Origin of the sequence: Citrobacter sp. Cpo045 (assembly GCF_030332875.1) — a bacterium.
Lineage (GTDB): Bacteria > Pseudomonadota > Gammaproteobacteria > Enterobacterales > Enterobacteriaceae > Citrobacter > Citrobacter portucalensis.
The window spans coordinates 23949-41807 of record NZ_JAOWGZ010000105.1; the positions used below are offsets into that span (position 1 = coordinate 23949).

General features: G+C 50.1%; 13 protein-coding genes. 8 read left to right on the forward strand and 5 right to left on the reverse strand.

Going from position 1 to position 17859, the window contains the following annotated elements:
* Positions 1–33: 33 nt before the first annotated feature.
* Positions 34–1455, forward strand: a complete 1422-nt coding sequence (locus OGY13_RS21170; RefSeq protein ID WP_003035749.1) for an amino acid permease — start codon at positions 34–36, stop codon at positions 1453–1455.
* Positions 1456–1509: 54 nt separating this feature from the next.
* On the opposite strand, the gene OGY13_RS21175 is transcribed toward OGY13_RS21170, so the two are convergent.
* The 5 genes from OGY13_RS21175 to ycaO all read right to left on the reverse strand — a co-directional run bounded on the left by OGY13_RS21175 (position 1510) and on the right by ycaO (position 8806).
* The gene (locus tag OGY13_RS21175) at positions 1510–2304 is read right to left on the reverse strand and encodes a PA3715 family protein (protein WP_250153069.1); all 795 of its coding nucleotides are present in this window, start codon (positions 2302–2304) and stop codon (positions 1510–1512) included.
* A gap of 86 nt (positions 2305–2390) precedes the next feature.
* Entirely contained in the window at positions 2391–3131 is a 741-nt protein-coding gene (pflA, locus tag OGY13_RS21180) for a pyruvate formate lyase 1-activating protein (protein ID WP_003035751.1), read from the reverse strand.
* 310 nt (positions 3132–3441) lie between these two features.
* A complete protein-coding gene (gene pflB / locus OGY13_RS21185; RefSeq protein WP_003035753.1) occupies positions 3442–5724 on the reverse strand; it encodes a formate C-acetyltransferase in 2283 nt (760 codons plus the stop codon).
* Positions 5725–5783: 59 nt separating this feature from the next.
* Positions 5784–6641 carry a formate transporter FocA gene (focA, locus tag OGY13_RS21190; RefSeq protein WP_003831909.1) on the reverse strand — a complete coding sequence of 286 codons (858 nt, stop codon included), beginning with the start codon at positions 6639–6641 and terminating at the stop codon, positions 5784–5786.
* A gap of 404 nt (positions 6642–7045) precedes the next feature.
* Positions 7046–8806 carry a 30S ribosomal protein S12 methylthiotransferase accessory factor YcaO gene (gene ycaO, locus OGY13_RS21195; RefSeq protein ID WP_020996515.1) on the reverse strand — a complete coding sequence of 587 codons (1761 nt, stop codon included), beginning with the start codon at positions 8804–8806 and terminating at the stop codon, positions 7046–7048.
* Between the two features lie 136 nt (positions 8807–8942).
* On the opposite strand from ycaO, the gene OGY13_RS21200 reads away from it, so the two are divergent.
* The 7 genes from OGY13_RS21200 (at position 8943) to OGY13_RS21230 (ending at position 17846) form a co-directional block, all read left to right on the forward strand.
* Entirely contained in the window at positions 8943–9635 is a 693-nt protein-coding gene (locus OGY13_RS21200) for a DUF421 domain-containing protein (protein WP_008784261.1), read from the forward strand.
* 212 nt (positions 9636–9847) lie between these two features.
* On the forward strand, positions 9848–10936 hold the full coding sequence (gene serC / locus OGY13_RS21205; RefSeq protein ID WP_032942886.1) for a 3-phosphoserine/phosphohydroxythreonine transaminase: 1089 nt from the start codon (positions 9848–9850) through the stop codon (positions 10934–10936).
* A gap of 69 nt (positions 10937–11005) precedes the next feature.
* A complete protein-coding gene (gene aroA / locus OGY13_RS21210) occupies positions 11006–12289 on the forward strand; it encodes a 3-phosphoshikimate 1-carboxyvinyltransferase (protein ID WP_003831919.1) in 1284 nt (427 codons plus the stop codon).
* A gap of 171 nt (positions 12290–12460) precedes the next feature.
* Positions 12461–13144, forward strand: coding sequence for a (d)CMP kinase (cmk, locus tag OGY13_RS21215; protein ID WP_003831921.1), 684 nt, complete (start codon positions 12461–12463; stop codon positions 13142–13144).
* 113 nt (positions 13145–13257) lie between these two features.
* Entirely contained in the window at positions 13258–14931 is a 1674-nt protein-coding gene (gene rpsA, locus OGY13_RS21220; RefSeq protein ID WP_003035776.1) for a 30S ribosomal protein S1, read from the forward strand.
* 159 nt (positions 14932–15090) lie between these two features.
* Positions 15091–15375 (forward strand): integration host factor subunit beta, encoded by a 285-nt coding sequence (gene ihfB / locus OGY13_RS21225; protein WP_003035780.1) that lies wholly within the window; start codon positions 15091–15093, stop codon positions 15373–15375.
* Positions 15376–15581: 206 nt separating this feature from the next.
* The gene (locus OGY13_RS21230) at positions 15582–17846 is read left to right on the forward strand and encodes a ComEC family protein (protein WP_213752059.1); all 2265 of its coding nucleotides are present in this window, start codon (positions 15582–15584) and stop codon (positions 17844–17846) included.
* Positions 17847–17859 lie beyond the last annotated feature (13 nt).

Here is a 17859-nt window from a genome sequence, read left to right on the forward strand (position 1 = left end):
TGATAATCAAAAAGCTTCCACAAAGGATTGCGTATGGCTGGTGTGCAGGAAAAACAATTGCGATGGTACAACATTGCATTAATGTCATTTATTACCGTCTGGGGTTTTGGTAACGTCGTCAACAACTATGCTAATCAGGGATTGGTTGTTGTCTCCTCCTGGATATTTATTTTCGCGCTCTATTTTATTCCTTATGCGTTGATCGTCGGGCAGCTTGGCTCAACCTTTAAAGAGGGTAAAGGCGGCGTCAGTACCTGGATTAAACATACTATGGGGCCAGGGTTGGCCTATCTTGCTGCCTGGACCTATTGGGTTGTTCATATACCTTATCTGGCGCAAAAACCGCAGGCTATTCTGATTGCGCTGGGATGGGCGCTGAAGGGCGATGGTTCGTTGATTAAAGAGTACACCGTCGTGGCGTTGCAGGGGCTGACGCTGGCGCTGTTTGTCTTTTTCATGTGGGTTGCGTCCCGTGGCATGAAGTCACTGAAAATTGTTGGGTCAGTTGCAGGCATCGCGATGTTTGTGATGTCCATTTTGTATGTCGTGATGGCGGTAACCGCGCCTGCAATTACGGATGTGCAAATAGCGACAACCAATATCACCTGGGAATCGTTTATCCCGCACATCGATTTTACCTACATTACCACGATCTCCATGCTGGTCTTTGCCGTGGGCGGTGCGGAGAAAATTTCGCCATACGTTAATCAGACACGTAATCCGGGCAAAGAATTTCCAAAAGGGATGCTCGTTCTGGCTGTTATGGTAGCGGTATGCGCGATTCTCGGGTCGCTGGCTATGGGAATGATGTTTGACTCCCGGCATATTCCAGATGACCTGATGACGAATGGTCAATATTACGCCTTCCAGAAATTGGGTGAGTATTATGGTATGGGTAATTCGCTGATGGTTATTTACGCGATTGCCAATACGCTGGGACAGATTGCGGCATTGGTATTTTCTATTGATGCACCGCTTAAAGTTCTGCTGGGTGATGCTGATCGTAAATATATTCCCGAGAGCCTGTGTAAAACCAACGCTTCCGGTACGCCGGTAAATGGTTATATTCTGACGCTGGTGCTGGTGGCGATTCTGATTATGTTGCCAACACTGGGAATTGGCGATATGAACAACCTGTATAAATGGCTATTGAATCTTAACTCTGTCGTGATGCCATTGCGTTATTTATGGGTGTTTGTGGCGTTCATTGCCGTTATTCGCCTGGCGCAAAAATATAAATCGGAATATGTCTTTATTCGCAACCGCTCGCTTGCGATGACCGTGGGGATCTGGTGCTTTGCCTTTACCGCATTTGCCTGTCTGACCGGGATTTTCCCGAAAATGGAAGCCTTTACCCCTGAGTGGACATTCCAGCTCACGCTGAATATCGTGACGCCATTTGTGCTGGTTGGGCTGGGATTGATTTTCCCGCTACTGGCGAGAAGAGGACGCTAAAGACAAGTGTGGCAGAAGAGCAGGAGATAGTGATGCTATCTCCTGCTTTGCCTCTCAAAACAACGGGGACAGTTCTTTTGGGATGGCATACTGTTTGCCATCATAACGCAGTACCCAACTGGCTTTCCCCGGTTTATCCTTTGATGCGCACTGCTCGTTGGCGTCTGTATAGGCCGTTGATTCCACGTTTTTCTCGTTTACCCGAATATCGATGTACCCATTATGTGAATCAGGCGCAAGGGCAAGGGTGCGTTTAATATCGTGGAATGTTCCCACACAGTTCCCGTCCCATTCACCGGTGCTATTCTCAAGTACGATTCCGTTTAATACCGCCCGTAGTTGATTATTTTCAATAACAAACAGCGATAGCGCATCTTCACTAAAAGGATTTACACGGGAACTGCCGGTGCGGGCGACTCGTAAGCCAAATGCGGTCTGATCTGGGGTAACTTTCCAGCGCGCAGTATCCAGCGCCAGACCGGTAATTTGAATGGCATCGTCATTCATACGTTCGGGCAGGTGTAGCCGCTGTTTTACGTCGAGGCTTGTGGAATCCAGTACCAGAAGCTCCAGATCGCCAATGCGATCGTAATCGCTATATTGTTGTGCCATCAGCGGAATCGCCGCTAGGGTCAGTTCTGGGTGGGCTGGCCAGACACGGCAAATTGCGCTTTGCGGTGAGTTACCTGTGATATCGATAACCTGATTATGCTGTGTGAGTAGCTTGCCTTCCGCTGTCAGTTTTGCATCCGGCCACGCATGTTGCACAATGGCGTTGATATCACAGTTGCTGGCGGCATTTACGTATTGGGCAGATAACAGCAACATGCCAGAAATGAATAACCGCATGGCGTCCTTTCCTTTAATTCGAGTGGTTGTCGCTTAGATAGCAAAACGGCTGCCGTTCAGGGCAGCCGTTTCGTGGTGGCTAAAACTTAATACATCACTTTATGTCCATATTGCTCGAGAATGCCCTTCACGCGCTCCATGGTCTCTTTCTTCGGTGGTTTGACGCCATCCAGTTTGTACTCTTCGCCCATTGCTACCCATTTGTGTTTGCCCAGCTCGTGGTAAGGCAGCAGCTCGATTTTTTCAACGTTACCCATATCGCGGGTAAATTCTCCGAGGCGGTGTGCGGAGTCATCGTCATCAGACCAGCCAGGTACGACAACATAGCGGATCCACACTTTGATGTCTTTGTTTGACAGGTAACGCGCGAACTCCAGCGTACGATGGTTAGATACGCCGACCAGATTCTGATGGATTTCATCGTTCATCTGTTTGAGATCGAGCATGACCAGGTCGGTGACTTCCAGCAGCTCATCGATCACCGGATCGTAGCGGCGAACAAAACCGTTGGTATCCAGACAGGTATGAATACCTTCTTTTTTACAAGCGCGGAACCAGTCACGTACGAATTCAGCTTGCAGGATAGCTTCGCCGCCAGACGCCGTCACGCCGCCGCCGGATGCGTTCATAAAGTGGCGATAGGTCACCACCTCTTTCATTAATTCGTCGACGGTGACTTCTTTACCGCCGTGTGTATCCCACGTGTCACGGTTATGGCAATACAGGCAGCGCATCAGGCAGCCCTGAAAGAAGGTAATAAAGCGGATGCCCGGGCCATCAACAGTGCCACAGGATTCAAAGGAGTGAATGCGACCAATAACTGACATTGCGGTGTTTCTCCAGGTGTGGCCCATCCGGGGCCAGTGTTAGTGCACAGTTATTAACTGTGTCGAGTCTGTTTTGGCTGCTATCCATACTTTTCGTCTTTCAAGCTGCATCTTTGTTAGCTTCCTTCGCTCACCCCAGTCACGTACTTCTGTACGCTCCAGGGGATTCACTCCGTTGCCGCCTCAATGCAACTCGAAATCCATCGAGTATATAAGTATAGATAGCTGACAAAGCAGGCTATTAAAAAGGCCCCACTTACGTGGAGCCTTTATTGTACGCTTTTTAAAGTACGATTTCAGTCAAAACCAATTACATGGTCTGAGTGAAGGTACGAGTAATAACGTCCTGCTGCTGTTCTTTAGTCAGGGAGTTAAAACGTACTGCGTAGCCAGAAACGCGGATGGTCAGCTGCGGATATTTTTCCGGATGTTCCATCGCATCCAGCAGCATTTCGCGGTTCATGACGTTCACGTTCAGGTGCTGACCACCTTCGATGGACGCTTCGTGGTGGAAGTAACCATCCATCAGACCAGCCAGGTTGGTCTTACGAACTTCGTCGTCTTTACCCAGAGCGTTCGGAACGATAGAGAAGGTGTAAGAAATACCATCTTTAGCGTAAGCAAACGGCAGTTTAGCAACGGAGGTCAGAGAGGCAACAGCACCTTTCTGGTCACGACCGTGCATTGGGTTAGCACCCGGTCCGAACGGCGCGCCAGCACGACGACCATCTGGGGTGTTACCAGTTTTCTTACCATAAACCACGTTAGAGGTGATGGTCAGAACAGACTGAGTCGGGATAGCGTTACGATAAGTAGTCAGTTTCTGAATTTTCTTCATGAAACGTTCTACCAGGTCAACCGCCATGTCATCAACGCGAGAGTCGTTGTTACCAAACTGCGGGTATTCGCCTTCGATTTCGAAGTCGATAGCCAGACCGTCTTCGTCACGAATCGGTTTAACTTTCGCATATTTGATTGCAGACAGGGAGTCAGCAGCAACGGACAGACCAGCGATACCACACGCCATGGTGCGGATAACGTCACGGTCGTGCAGCGCCATCAGAGAGGCTTCGTAGCTGTACTTGTCGTGCATGTAGTGGATAACGTTCAGCGCGGTGACGTACTGTTTAGCCAGCCAATCCATGAAGTGATCCATGCGGTCCATAACTTCGTCGAAGTTCAGAACGTCGCCTTTGATCGGTTCAGATTTAGGACCAACCTGCATTTTCAGTTTTTCATCAACGCCACCGTTGATTGCGTACAGCATGGTTTTCGCCAGGTTTGCACGCGCACCGAAGAACTGCATTTGTTTACCAACAACCATCGGGCTTACGCAGCAAGCGATAGCGTAGTCATCGTTGTTGAAGTCCGGACGCATCAGGTCATCGTTCTCGTACTGCAGAGAAGAGGTGTCGATGGACACTTTAGCGGCGAATTTCTTGAAGTTCAGAGGCAGTTTTTCAGACCACAGAACAGTGATGTTCGGCTCCGGAGAAGGACCCATGGTGTACAGGGTGTTCAGGAATCGGAAGCTGTTTTTGGTAACCAGAGTACGGCCATCAACGCCCATACCACCGATTGATTCAGTTGCCCAAATCGGGTCACCGGAGAACAGTTCATCATATTCAGGAGTACGCAGGAAACGAACCATACGCAGTTTCATGACCAGGTGGTCGATCATTTCCTGTGCGTCTTGCTCGGTGATTTTGCCTGCTTTCAGGTCACGTTCGATGTAAGCATCCAGGAAGGTGGATACGCGACCGAAGGACATTGCTGCACCGTTCTGAGATTTAACTGCGGCCAGGTAGCCGAAGTAAGTCCACTGGATAGCTTCCTGAGCGTTGGTAGCCGGACCAGAGATATCGCAGCCATATTTAGCAGCCATTTCTTTGATCTGACCCAGAGCGCGGTGCTGTTCAGCGATTTCTTCACGCAGACGGATAGTTGCTTCCAGGTTTACGCCGTTTTCCAGATCGGACTGCAGAGAGACGAACTGAGCGTATTTGTCTTTCATCAGGTAGTCGATACCGTACAGCGCAACGCGACGGTAGTCACCGATGATACGGCCACGGCCATACGCATCTGGCAGACCAGTCAGAACACCGGATTTACGGCAGTTCAGAATGTCTTTGGTGTAAACATCGAATACGCCCTGGTTGTGGGTTTTGCGGTATTCGGTGAAGATTTTTTTCAGCATCGGGTCCAGTTCGCGATTGTACGCTTTGCAGGAACCTTCAACCATTTTGATGCCGCCAAACGGAATGATCGCACGTTTCAGCGGAGCTTCAGTCTGCAGACCAACAATCTTCTCGAGCGCTTTGTTGATGTAGCCAGCGTCGTGAGAAGTGATGGTAGAAGCAACGGAGGTGTCAAAGTCAACAGGCGCGTGAGTGCGGTTTTCCTGTTTAACGCCTTCCATCACGCTGTCCCACAGTGCAGTGGTCGCATCAGTTGCGCCAGCCAGGAAGGACTCGTCACCCTCATACGGAGTGTAGTTTTTCTGAATGAAGTCACGTACGTTTACTTCATTCTGCCAATCACCTTTGGTAAAACCTTCCCAGGCTGTGGCTAACTTTTCATTAAGCTCGGACATGTAACACCTACCTTCTTAAGTGGATTTTTTATTTACTGCGTGTAATGGGCATCAACAGATTAATGATGATCGTTACCACGCAGATAAATGACCCAGTATGTCAACCCGACCAACAAACCGCCGCCGATAATGTTACCGATCGTAACCGGAATCAGGTTATCGGTGATGAAATTCATCACGGTCAGGTGAGAAAAATTCTCCGGAGAAGACCCAACTGCGGTCCAGAATTCCGGGGTGGCGAAATCGCGTATTACAATACCCATAGGGATCATAAACATGTTTGCGATACTGTGCTCAAAACCGCTGGCAACAAACATTGCGACCGGTAATACCATGATAAACGCTTTGTCCATCAGGCTGCGGCCCGAGTAGCTCATCCATACGGCCAGACACACCATCAGGTTAGCCAGGATACCAAGGCTCACTGCCTCAACAAAAGTATGGTGCACTTTGTGGTCGGCTGTTTGCAGAACGTTGAGCCCCCATGCGCCGTTGGCGGTCATATACTCGCCAGAAAGCCACATGAGTAACACAAAGATCAGGGCGCCAATCAGGTTGCCGACATAAACGTTAAGCCAGTTTTTCGCTAACTGACCCCAGGTAATACGACCACTGGCTTTAGCAACGACGATCAGTACGGTTGAAGTGAAGAGGTCTGCACCGCAGACAACACAAAGGATCAGCCCCAGGGAAAAGCAGATACCACCTACTAATTTCGCCATGCCGAAAGGCATAGTACCAGTGCCGGTTGTGGCGGTGATATAGAAAACAAAGGCAATTGAAATGAATACACCGGCAGTAATTGCCAGATAGAACGTCTTAAGCGGATGTTTCGTTGCTTTATAGACGCCTGCTTCTTCGGCAACTTTGGCCATTGCAGCAGGTAGAATAAGATCAAAAGGGTTGTCAGCTTTCACACTAACTCTCTCTTTATTAAGTCGGCGACGAGATACTAACAAAGCATTATAGATGAGAATTTGATATAGATCATATCTCGCCTGGCTTATAGGCCCGTAAGACGCATGGTTTTTATGCGATTACGGTGTAACATGTTGATTATCTATATAAAAATAAATTTTAAAAATTATAAAGTGAGTTGAATTTTTTCTTTCAGCCTCCTATGGGACGGTTAATTAAAATGGAGTAATTGAGATAAAAAACCACATTAATAAGCTAATTTTTTTAATATCAACTACTAATATTTAACCTTGCTTTTACATTTATTTTTTGGTTTGACCAAAATAAAAAACGGGGCGCTTTAAGCGCCCCGTAATATAGCTCAGACAATACATTTAGCCTACTCGAGGCAAGTTGTTTGTCACTATTTTGACCAGTGTGCCGCTTTCGCGCGTTGCAATTTCTCATAGGCTTTCAGCAGAGACTGATGTGCCGGGAATGCGTGCAGATCGCTGTCTACTGGCTGAAGTCCATAAAACGGCGCTTCACCACTCAGTGCCGCACTTGCCGCTTCAACCGCCTCAGCGCCGTACATGCGGACGAATGCGTTCAGATACTGCAGCGGCTGACGGTCTTCTTCCTGAGACAGTAGCAACAATGTTTGCAGGCAGCGATAGTAGTTTGCACGTTCCGCGCTAAAGACGGAGGCGTTAAATTCCATCGTCCATTCGGTCCACACCAGGGCCTGCTCCAGATCGCCACCGGCCAGCGCCAGCATCACTTTAAGCTCGCCAATACGCAGGGTGTACCAACCGTTATCCGCACCGGTCGCCAGACCGAGCAGCTCGCGCACGCGGGTGAAGTCGTCAAAACCTTCTTCATCCAACTGTTCAATCAGATTGAGGTAGTCTTCTTTATCCCACTCACTGCCTGGCAGAGAGAGAATGGTGTCACGCAGATGGGTGCCCATAGCATTGTTGGCTAACCACAGATCTTCTGCCGGATAGATGTCAGACATTCCCGGAACAATAATGCGGCACGCGTAAACGCCCAGGTGCTCATAGTCAGCGATATACACTTCTTTATCTTCAGCATTGAAGATGGCCATCAGGGTGGCGAACTCTTCTTCCGTGGTGCCGGAGAAATTCCAGTCAACGAACGGATAGTCGGCATCCTGCTTGAACAGATCCCAGGAGATCAGACCGCTGGAATCGATGAAGTGAGTTTCAAGGTTGGTATGTTCTGCCACTTCCTCATCGTCGAAGGTCGGTGGGGTGAAGACATCAAGATCCTTCAGACCACGGCCCTGCAGCAGTTCAGTCACGGTACGCTCCAGCGCAACGCCGAAATCCGGGTGTGCGCCGAAGGAGGCAAAGCAGGTACCGTTGGCCGGGTTGAACAGGACAACGCAAATCACCGGATACTTGCCGCCCAGCGAGCCATCGTAGGCAAAAATCGGGAAACCTTCCGCTTCCAGTGTGGCGATGGACTCCACCACTGCCGGATAGCGCGCCATCACCTCGGCCGGGATTTCCGGCAGGCTGATGCTTTCGGCGATAATACGGTTCTTCACATGGCGCTCAAAGACTTCAGACAGACCCTGAACGCGAGCTTCGTTAGGTGTATTACCCGCAGACATGCCGTTAGAAACATACAGGTTGCCGATAATATTCATCGGAATGTAGACGGTCTGGTTATCAGACTGGCGGGTAAACGGCAGGCCACAGACGCCACGCTCTTCATTACCAGACTGTAGATCGATAAGCATGCTGCCGGTCAGTTCGTTATCTGGATCGTAAAATGCACGCAGACGCGCATCCAGTAAACCTTCTGGAACATCGTCTTCTTCAGTCAGCGGGAACCATTTTTCGTTCGGGTAATGTACGAAGGGGCCATTGGCGATAGTTTCGCCCAGCCAGAAATCGGCAAAGAAGTAGTTAGTCGACAGACGCTCAAAGTATTCGCCCAGCGCAGAAGCCAGCGCCGCTTTTTTTGTCGCGCCTTTACCGTTGGTGAAGCACAGAGCGCATTCTTTGTCGCGAATATGTACAGACCAGACGTTAGGGACGGGATTCAACCACGAAGCTTCTTCAATTTGAAAACCGAGGTCGAGCAATTTTTGCTGGAAGCGAGCGATGGAGTCTTCCAGAGCGGCATCTTTGCCGGGGATAAATGTTTGCGTCATGAAAATCACTTTTGTCGTACGGAAAGCGCGCAATGATACGGGTTTTCAATGAACGGCGCTATCGTCGCCGGAGCCCATGCGTAAATAAAAGCATTGGCTATGCTTTCTTACAGCCAATCACGTTTAGAGCATATTAATGAAAGCTTTCGATTTACACCGTATGGCGCTTGATAAGGTGCCCATGGATTTTCTGGGGGAAGTTGCGCTACGCAGCCTTTACACCTTTATATTGGTTTTTCTGTTTTTAAAAATCACCGGACGTCGTGGCGTACGCCAGATGTCGCTTTTTGAAGTCCTTATCATCCTTACGCTGGGTTCCGCCGCGGGAGACGTGGCGTTTTATGACGATGTTCCGATGCTGCCGGTGCTGGTGGTCTTTATTACTCTTGCTGTGCTGTATCGGCTGGTAATGTGGCTAATGGCGCATAGTGAAAAAATGGAGGACCTTCTGGAGGGCAAACCCGTCGTGATCATTGAAGACGGCGAGCTGGCATGGTCAAAGCTCAATAGCGCCAATATGACGGAATTTGAATTCTTTATGGAACTGCGTTTGAACGGCGTGGAGCAATTGGGACAAGTGAAACTGGCTATTCTGGAGACGAATGGGCAAATCAGCGTCTACTTCTTTGCCGATGAAGACGTAAAGCCGGGGCTCAGTATTTTGCCTAAACGTTGTACGCAACGATTTAAAGTAATACCTGAAGCAGGGGACTATGCCTGCATACGTTGTAGCGAAGTGGTGCAAATGAAGGCCGGAGATCATCAATTATGTCCGCGCTGTGCAAATCCAGAATGGTCGAAGGCCAGTCGGGCAAAACGGGTTACCTGACAGCAAAAATCTCGGTTTTTACCCGTCAATCCGATAGATTCTGTTGTGTGACCGATGACACATTTTTACCCTTGCCAGTTTTACCCATTGCGGCGCGTGTCACTGAATGATAAAACCGATATCCACAGGAATAACTTATACCAATGTCTGTCACCGGATTATCGTCAATGACAGGATGTTGATTGGACAACAACACAACGTGGTGAGGGGAAATGGCTCAGGTCTTCAATTTTAGTTCAGGTCCGGCAATGTTACCGGCAGAAGTACTTAAACTGGCTCAACAGGATCTTTGTGACTGGAACGGTCTTGGCACGTCAGTGATGGAAATTAGCCACCGTGGCAAAGAATTCATCCAGGTCGCAGAGGAAGCGGAGCAGGATTTTCGCGATCTTCTCAGCATCCCCTCCAACTATAAAGTGTTGTTCTGCCATGGCGGTGGTCGCGGGCAGTTCGCGGGTATCCCGTTAAATATTCTGGGCGATAAAACCACCGCGGATTACGTCGATGCCGGTTATTGGGCCGCCAGCGCAATTAAAGAAGCGAAAAAATACTGCACGCCAAACGTTATTGATGCCAAAGTCACCGTGGACGGCCTGCGTGCTGTTAAGCCGATGAGTGAATGGCAACTTTCTGATAACGCGGCATACCTGCACTATTGCCCGAACGAAACCATCGATGGCATTGCGATCGATGAAACGCCGAATTTTGCCAGCAACGTTGTGGTCACGGCGGATCTGTCCTCTACCATTCTTTCCGCACCGCTTGACGTTAGTCGTTATGGCGTAATTTATGCCGGGGCACAGAAAAATATCGGCCCGGCCGGTCTGACGATTGTCATCGTCCGTGAAGATTTGCTGGGTAAAGCTCATGTCTCATGCCCGTCAATCCTCGACTATACCGTGCTGAATGACAACGATTCCATGTTCAATACGCCGCCAACCTTTGCTTGGTATCTGTCTGGCCTGGTCTTTAAATGGCTGAAAAAGCAGGGCGGTGTTAATGCGATGGATAAAATTAACCAGCAAAAAGCGGAATTGCTCTACGGCGTAATCGATAACAGCGATTTCTACCGTAACGATGTGGCGAAATCCAACCGTTCACGCATGAACGTACCGTTCCAGTTGGCTGACAGCGCATTGGATAAACTGTTCCTGGAAGAGTCTTTTGCTGCGGGCCTGCACGCGCTGAAAGGGCATCGTGTAGTCGGCGGTATGCGTGCGTCCATCTACAATGCCATGCCGCTTGAAGGTGTTAAAGCACTGACCGATTTCATGGTCGATTTCGAACGCCGCCGCGGCTAATCTGCTGTACTTTTCATCCCCACAGCCCGTCTGTGGGGTTTTTATGTCTGTTTTTGAGAGTCGAGTTTCATGGAATCCCTGACGTTACAACCCATTGCGCGGGTGGATGGCACCATCAATCTGCCTGGATCCAAAAGTGTTTCTAACCGCGCTTTGCTGCTGGCTGCATTAGCCAATGGCACCACTGTCCTGACCAATCTGCTGGACAGCGATGATGTTCGCCATATGCTCAATGCTCTGAATGCGTTAGGGATTAGCTATACCCTTTCTGCCGATCGTACCCGCTGCGAGATAGTTGGCAATGGCGGTGTGTTGCACGCAGAAGGTGCAGTTGAGCTGTTCCTTGGCAACGCCGGAACCGCAATGCGCCCGCTGGCCGCAGCGCTATGTCTGGGCAGCAATGACATCGTGCTGACGGGCGAACCGCGCATGAAAGAGCGCCCGATTGGCCATCTGGTTGATGCGCTGCGCCAGGGCGGAGCCAAAATTGACTATCTGGAGCAGGAAAACTATCCACCTTTACGTCTGCGCGGTGGCTTTACCGGAGGCCAGGTTGAGGTAGACGGTAGCGTTTCCAGCCAGTTCCTCACTGCGTTGCTGATGACTGCGCCGCTGGCGCCGCAGGATACGACGATCGCAATTAAAGGTGACCTGGTATCCAAACCTTACATTGATATCACACTGAACCTGATGAAAACGTTTGGTGTTGAAATTGAAAATCAAAACTACCAGCGCTTTGTCGTGAAGGGGCAGCAGCAGTATCAGTCACCAGGTGCATACCTGGTTGAAGGTGATGCTTCTTCCGCTTCCTATTTCCTCGCGGCAGGTGCTATTAAAGGCGGTACGGTAAAAGTTACTGGGATTGGCCGCAACAGCATGCAGGGTGATATTCGTTTTGCCGATGTACTGGAGAAAATGGGCGCAACCATTACATGGGGCGACGATTTTATTGCCTGTACTCACGGCGAGTTGAACGCAGTGGATATGGATATGAACCATATTCCTGATGCGGCGATGACCATTGCAACGGCGGCGCTGTTCGCTAAAGGCACCACGACATTACGTAATATCTACAACTGGCGCGTCAAAGAGACCGATCGTCTGTTCGCGATGGCGACGGAGTTACGCAAAGTGGGCGCGGAAGTGGAAGAGGGGCATGACTTTATCCGCATCACCCCGCCTGCAACATTGCAATTTGCGGACATCGCGACCTACAACGATCACCGCATGGCGATGTGTTTCTCGCTGGTGGCGCTGTCTGACACGCCGGTGACCATTCTTGACCCAAAATGTACCGCCAAAACCTTCCCGGATTATTTCGAACAGTTGGCTCGTATTAGTACATCTGCCTGATTTTATTGCCGCACTTTCGGGTGCGGCACATTCTGACATCTCCGATTGCCTATTTATTCTACACTCAGCTTCAATGATTCTGCATTTTTCACACAAAGATAACGATCGTTGGCGTTGGCGCGTATAATGCGCGGCGTTCACGTTAATGTACGCCCGTTTAAGGAGAAAAAGATGACGGCAATTGCCCCGGTTATTACCATTGATGGCCCAAGTGGTGCAGGTAAAGGCACCTTGTGCAAGGCAATGGCGGAAGCATTGCAGTGGCATCTGTTAGATTCAGGCGCGATCTACCGCGTACTGGCGCTCGCAGCGTTACATCACCATGTTGATGTAACATCTGAAGATGCTCTGGTACCGCTTGCCTCACACCTTGATGTGCGTTTTATCTCAACAGACGGCAACCTGGAAGTCATTCTTGAAGGTGAAGATGTCAGCGGTGAAATACGTACTCAGGAAGTAGCGAATGCCGCCTCTCAGGTTGCGGCGTTTCCCCGCGTGCGTGAAGCGTTATTACGTCGTCAACGCGCATTTCGCGAATCCCCAGGTCTGATTGCTGATGGACGTGATATGGGCACCGTGGTGTTCCCGGATGCGCCGGTGAAAATTTTTCTGGACGCCTCCTCGCAAGAACGTGCGCATAGACGTATGCTACAGTTGCAGGAGAAGGGCTTTAGTGTTAACTTTGAACGCCTTTTGGCCGAGATCGAAGAACGCGATTATCGCGATCGTAACCGTGCTGTAGCGCCGCTGGTTCCCGCTGCTGATGCTTTAGTTTTGGATTCAACCCGATTAAGCATTGAGCAAGTGATTGAAAAAGCGTTACAATACGCGCGCCAAAAACTGGCTCTCGCTTAAGTGCGACCGAATTTGCAGTACCCCCGTTGCAATGGATTGACAGCGGGTATGTTAAACAACCCCATCCGGCATGGAGCCAGGTGGACGTTAAATATGAAACCTGAAGATTAAACATGACTGAATCTTTTGCTCAACTGTTTGAAGAATCCTTAAAAGAAATCGAAACCCGTCCGGGTTCCATCGTTCGTGGTGTTGTTGTTGCTATCGACAAAGACGTAGTACTGGTTGACGCTGGTCTGAAATCTGAGTCCGCCATTCCGGCAGAGCAGTTCAAAAACGCCCAGGGCGAGCTGGAAATCCAGGTTGGTGACGAAGTTGACGTTGCTCTGGATGCAGTAGAAGACGGCTTCGGTGAAACCCTGCTGTCCCGTGAAAAAGCTAAACGTCACGAAGCTTGGATCACGCTGGAAAAAGCTTACGAAGAAGCTGCAACCGTTACTGGTGTTATCAATGGCAAAGTCAAGGGTGGCTTCACTGTTGAGCTGAATGGTATTCGCGCGTTCCTGCCGGGTTCCCTGGTAGACGTTCGTCCGGTCCGCGACACGCTGCACCTGGAAGGCAAAGAGCTTGAATTCAAAGTAATCAAGCTGGATCAGAAGCGTAACAACGTTGTTGTTTCCCGTCGTGCCGTTATCGAATCCGAAAACAGCGCAGAACGCGATCAGCTGCTGGAAAACCTGCAGGAAGGCATGGAAGTTAAAGGTATCGTTAAGAACCTCACTGACTACGGTGCATTCGTTGATCTGGGTGGCGTTGACGGCCTGCTGCACATCACCGACATGGCATGGAAACGCGTTAAGCATCCGAGCGAAATCGTAAACGTTGGCGACGAAATCACTGTTAAAGTGCTGAAGTTCGACCGCGAGCGTACTCGTGTATCTCTGGGCCTGAAACAGCTGGGCGAAGATCCATGGGTAGCTATCGCTAAGCGTTATCCGGAAGGTACCAAACTGACTGGTCGCGTGACCAACCTGACCGACTACGGCTGCTTCGTTGAAATCGAAGAAGGCGTTGAAGGCCTGGTTCACGTTTCCGAAATGGATTGGACCAACAAAAACATCCACCCGTCCAAAGTTGTTAACGTTGGCGATGTAGTGGAAGTTATGGTTCTGGATATCGACGAAGAACGTCGTCGTATCTCCCTGGGTCTGAAGCAGTGCAAAAACAACCCATGGCAGCAGTTCGCGGAAACCCACAACAAGGGTGACCGTGTTGAAGGTAAAATCAAGTCTATCACTGACTTCGGTATCTTCATCGGCCTGGACGGCGGCATCGACGGCCTGGTTCACCTGTCTGACATCTCCTGGAACGTTGCAGGCGAAGAAGCAGTTCGTGAATACAAAAAAGGCGACGAAATCGCAGCAGTTGTTCTGCAGGTTGACGCAGAGCGCGAGCGTATCTCTCTGGGCGTTAAACAGCTCGCAGAAGATCCGTTCAACAACTGGGTTGCACTGAACAAGAAAGGCGCAATCGTAAACGGTAAAGTCACTGCAGTTGACGCTAAAGGCGCAACCGTAGAACTGGCTGACGGCGTTGAAGGTTACCTGCGCGCTTCTGAAGCTTCACGTGACCGCGTTGAAGATGCAACTCTGGTTCTGAGCGTAGGCGACGACGTTGAAGCTAAATTCACCGGCGTTGATCGTAAGAACCGTGCAATCAGCCTGTCTGTTCGTGCTAAAGACGAAGCTGATGAGAAAGATGCAATCGCAACTGTTAACAAACAGGAAGATGCTAACTTCTCTAACAACGCAATGGCTGAAGCTTTCAAAGCAGCTAAAGGCGAGTAATATCGAGTGCTCTAAATCCTTTGTGCTGTTAACGGCACAAAGGGTGACGAGTAGCTTGACAGATTACAGGATTCGTCCTGTAATCAATGACAAAGGGCGGCTACGGCCGCCCTTAATCAATGCAGCAGCTAATTATGCCTTTAAGGAACCGGAGGAATCATGACCAAGTCAGAATTGATTGAAAGACTTGCAACCCAGCAACCTCATATTCCCGCGAAAGCGGTTGAAGATGCAGTTAAAGAGATGCTGGAACATATGGCCTCGACTCTTGCGCAGGGCGAGCGTATTGAAATCCGCGGTTTCGGCAGCTTCTCTTTGCATTACCGCGCACCACGCACCGGACGTAATCCGAAGACCGGCGATAAAGTGGATCTGGAAGGGAAATACGTTCCGCACTTTAAACCAGGTAAAGAACTGCGCGATCGCGCCAATATTTACGGTTAAGTTTTTAGCGAGACTTAACGCCGAGAAAAGCACCCAAATGGGTGCTTTTTTCATTTCTGTCGACCTATCCTGGAATCCTCATCCCAGTTAATTTGTACGTTACAACCATCACTAAATGTCTGCGGAACTCAGGTCGTATAACGATAAATTGATGCCAGACAACCGTCGAAGAGTACTGCACACTCCCTGTAACAGGGAGGTGATTGATGAAAATAACAACGGTGAGTACCTGTGCATTACTCGGCATTCTCCCACTCATGCTATTACCTATGCTGCCAGGCATGTTGTGTATCGGCATTGTATTTTGTCTGGCATGTCTGCTCTGTTTTCTCCCCTACAAATATATGCGTTCCGCCGGACTAATCCTGCTGTTTTTTCTTTGGGGAATCCTGGCCGCGAAAGAGGCTCTGTGGACCGGTAATACGCTGCCTGCGAAAACCCAGCAAGCCATTGTGCGGATAACCGGAACTGACAATATGACAACGCACTACGGCCAGATCACTCACCTTCAGGGGAAACGAATCTTTCCTGCGCAAGGAATCGTCTTGTACGGGCAGTATTTACCCGGTGATGTTTGTGCGGGTCAGACATGGGCGATGACGTTGAAAGTCCGCGCTGTACACGGTCAATTAAACGAAGGCGGATTTGATAGCCAGCGTTACGCATTGGCGCAGCATCAACTGCTGACGGGACGATTCTTGCAGGCTTCGGTAATCACACCACAATGCAGTTTGCGTTCGCGGTATCTCGCCTCGCTGAAAACGGAACTCACCGACTATCCCTGGCAGCAGGTCATACTGGGTCTGGGAATGGGGGAGCGCTTGTCTGTGTCACAAGAGGTGAAAACGATTATGCGTGATACCGGCACGGCTCATTTGATGGCTATCTCCGGGCTGCATATTGCGTTTGCTGCATTACTGACCGCAGGATTGATACGTGCTGGACAATTTTTTATGCCAACAAGGTGGATTTGCTGGCAGATGCCATTAGTGGGTGGGATTGTCTGCGCCACGTTTTATGCCTGGCTGACGGGGCTGCAACCCCCGGCATTACGAACGGTTGTTGCGCTGCTAGTCTGGGGGGCGCTGAGACTTAGCGGCAGGCAGTGGAGTGGATGGTCGGTCTGGATCTGCTGTCTGGCAGCCATCGTGGTGGTGGATCCTGTTGCTGTTCTTTCGCAAAGCCTATGGTTGTCTGCATCCGCCGTTGCGGCTCTGCTGTTCTGGTACCAATGGGTACCGCTCCCGGACTGGCCGCTGTCGCGTGCTGGACGTCAATTTCTGGCGCTGGCTCATCTGCAATTGGGTATTACGCTTCTGCTTTTTCCCGTGCAAATCGCAATGTTTCACGGTTTTAGTCTGACCTCGTTTCTGGCTAATTTGTTTGCCGTCCCTTTGGTCACGTTTGTTTCCGTACCCTTGATATTAGCAGGCATGATCATGCATTTAGCCGGGACGGTGATGGTTGAATCAAGCCTGTGGTATCTAGCGGATCGTTCTCTGGCGCTGCTATTTTGGGGGCTCAGAAGTCTGCCTGAAGGGTGGATCAATATTGATGAGCGCTGGCAATGGCTGGCATTTTTACCCGGAATGATGATTATCGCATGGCGACTAAATATCTTGCGTACGCTACCGGTGATCTGTTTCTCTGTGCTCCTTTTGCTGAGTGGGCCGCTTTGGCGTGCACCGCGTACTGATGTGTGGCAAGTGCATATGCTGGATGTCGGGCAGGGGCTGGCGATGGTGATCGCGCGAAATGGGAAAGCGCTGCTTTACGATACCGGTCTGGCATGGCCCGAAGGCGATAGCGCACAACAGCTGATTATTCCCTGGTTGCGTTGGCATAATCTGGAGCCAGAAGGAATTATTTTAAGCCATGAGCACATGGATCACCGCGGCGGGTTGCACTCCTTACAACAAGCCTGGCCGTCGCTATGGGTAAGAAGTCCGCTGAGCTGGAAAGGTCATCTCCCGTGTTTTCGCGGAGAGCATTGGCAATGGCAAGGGTTAACCTTCAGTGCGCACTGGCCTGTGCGTGGAAATACAGACCAGGGGAATAACCACTCCTGCGTGGTTAAGGTCGATGACGGATATCAGAGTATTCTGCTGACCGGTGATATCGAATCTCCTGCTGAACAAAAAATGCTAAGTCACTATTGGCAGCACCTACAGTCGACGGTGATGCAGGTTCCACATCATGGCAGCAATACTTCATCATCACTGGCACTCATTCAGCGGGTTGACGGGCAGGTCGCACTCGCCTCTGCATCCCGTTACAACGCCTGGCGTCTGCCGTCCTGGAAAGTGAAGCAACGTTATCGGCAACAAAATTATCAATGGCTGGATACCCCCCATCAGGGACAGATTACGCTGGATTTTTATCAAAAAAACTGGCGCATACGCAGCATGCGGGATCAGATTTTACCTCGTTGGTATCATCAGTGGTTTGGCGTGTCGGAGGATAACGGGTAGAATATGCGGCTAT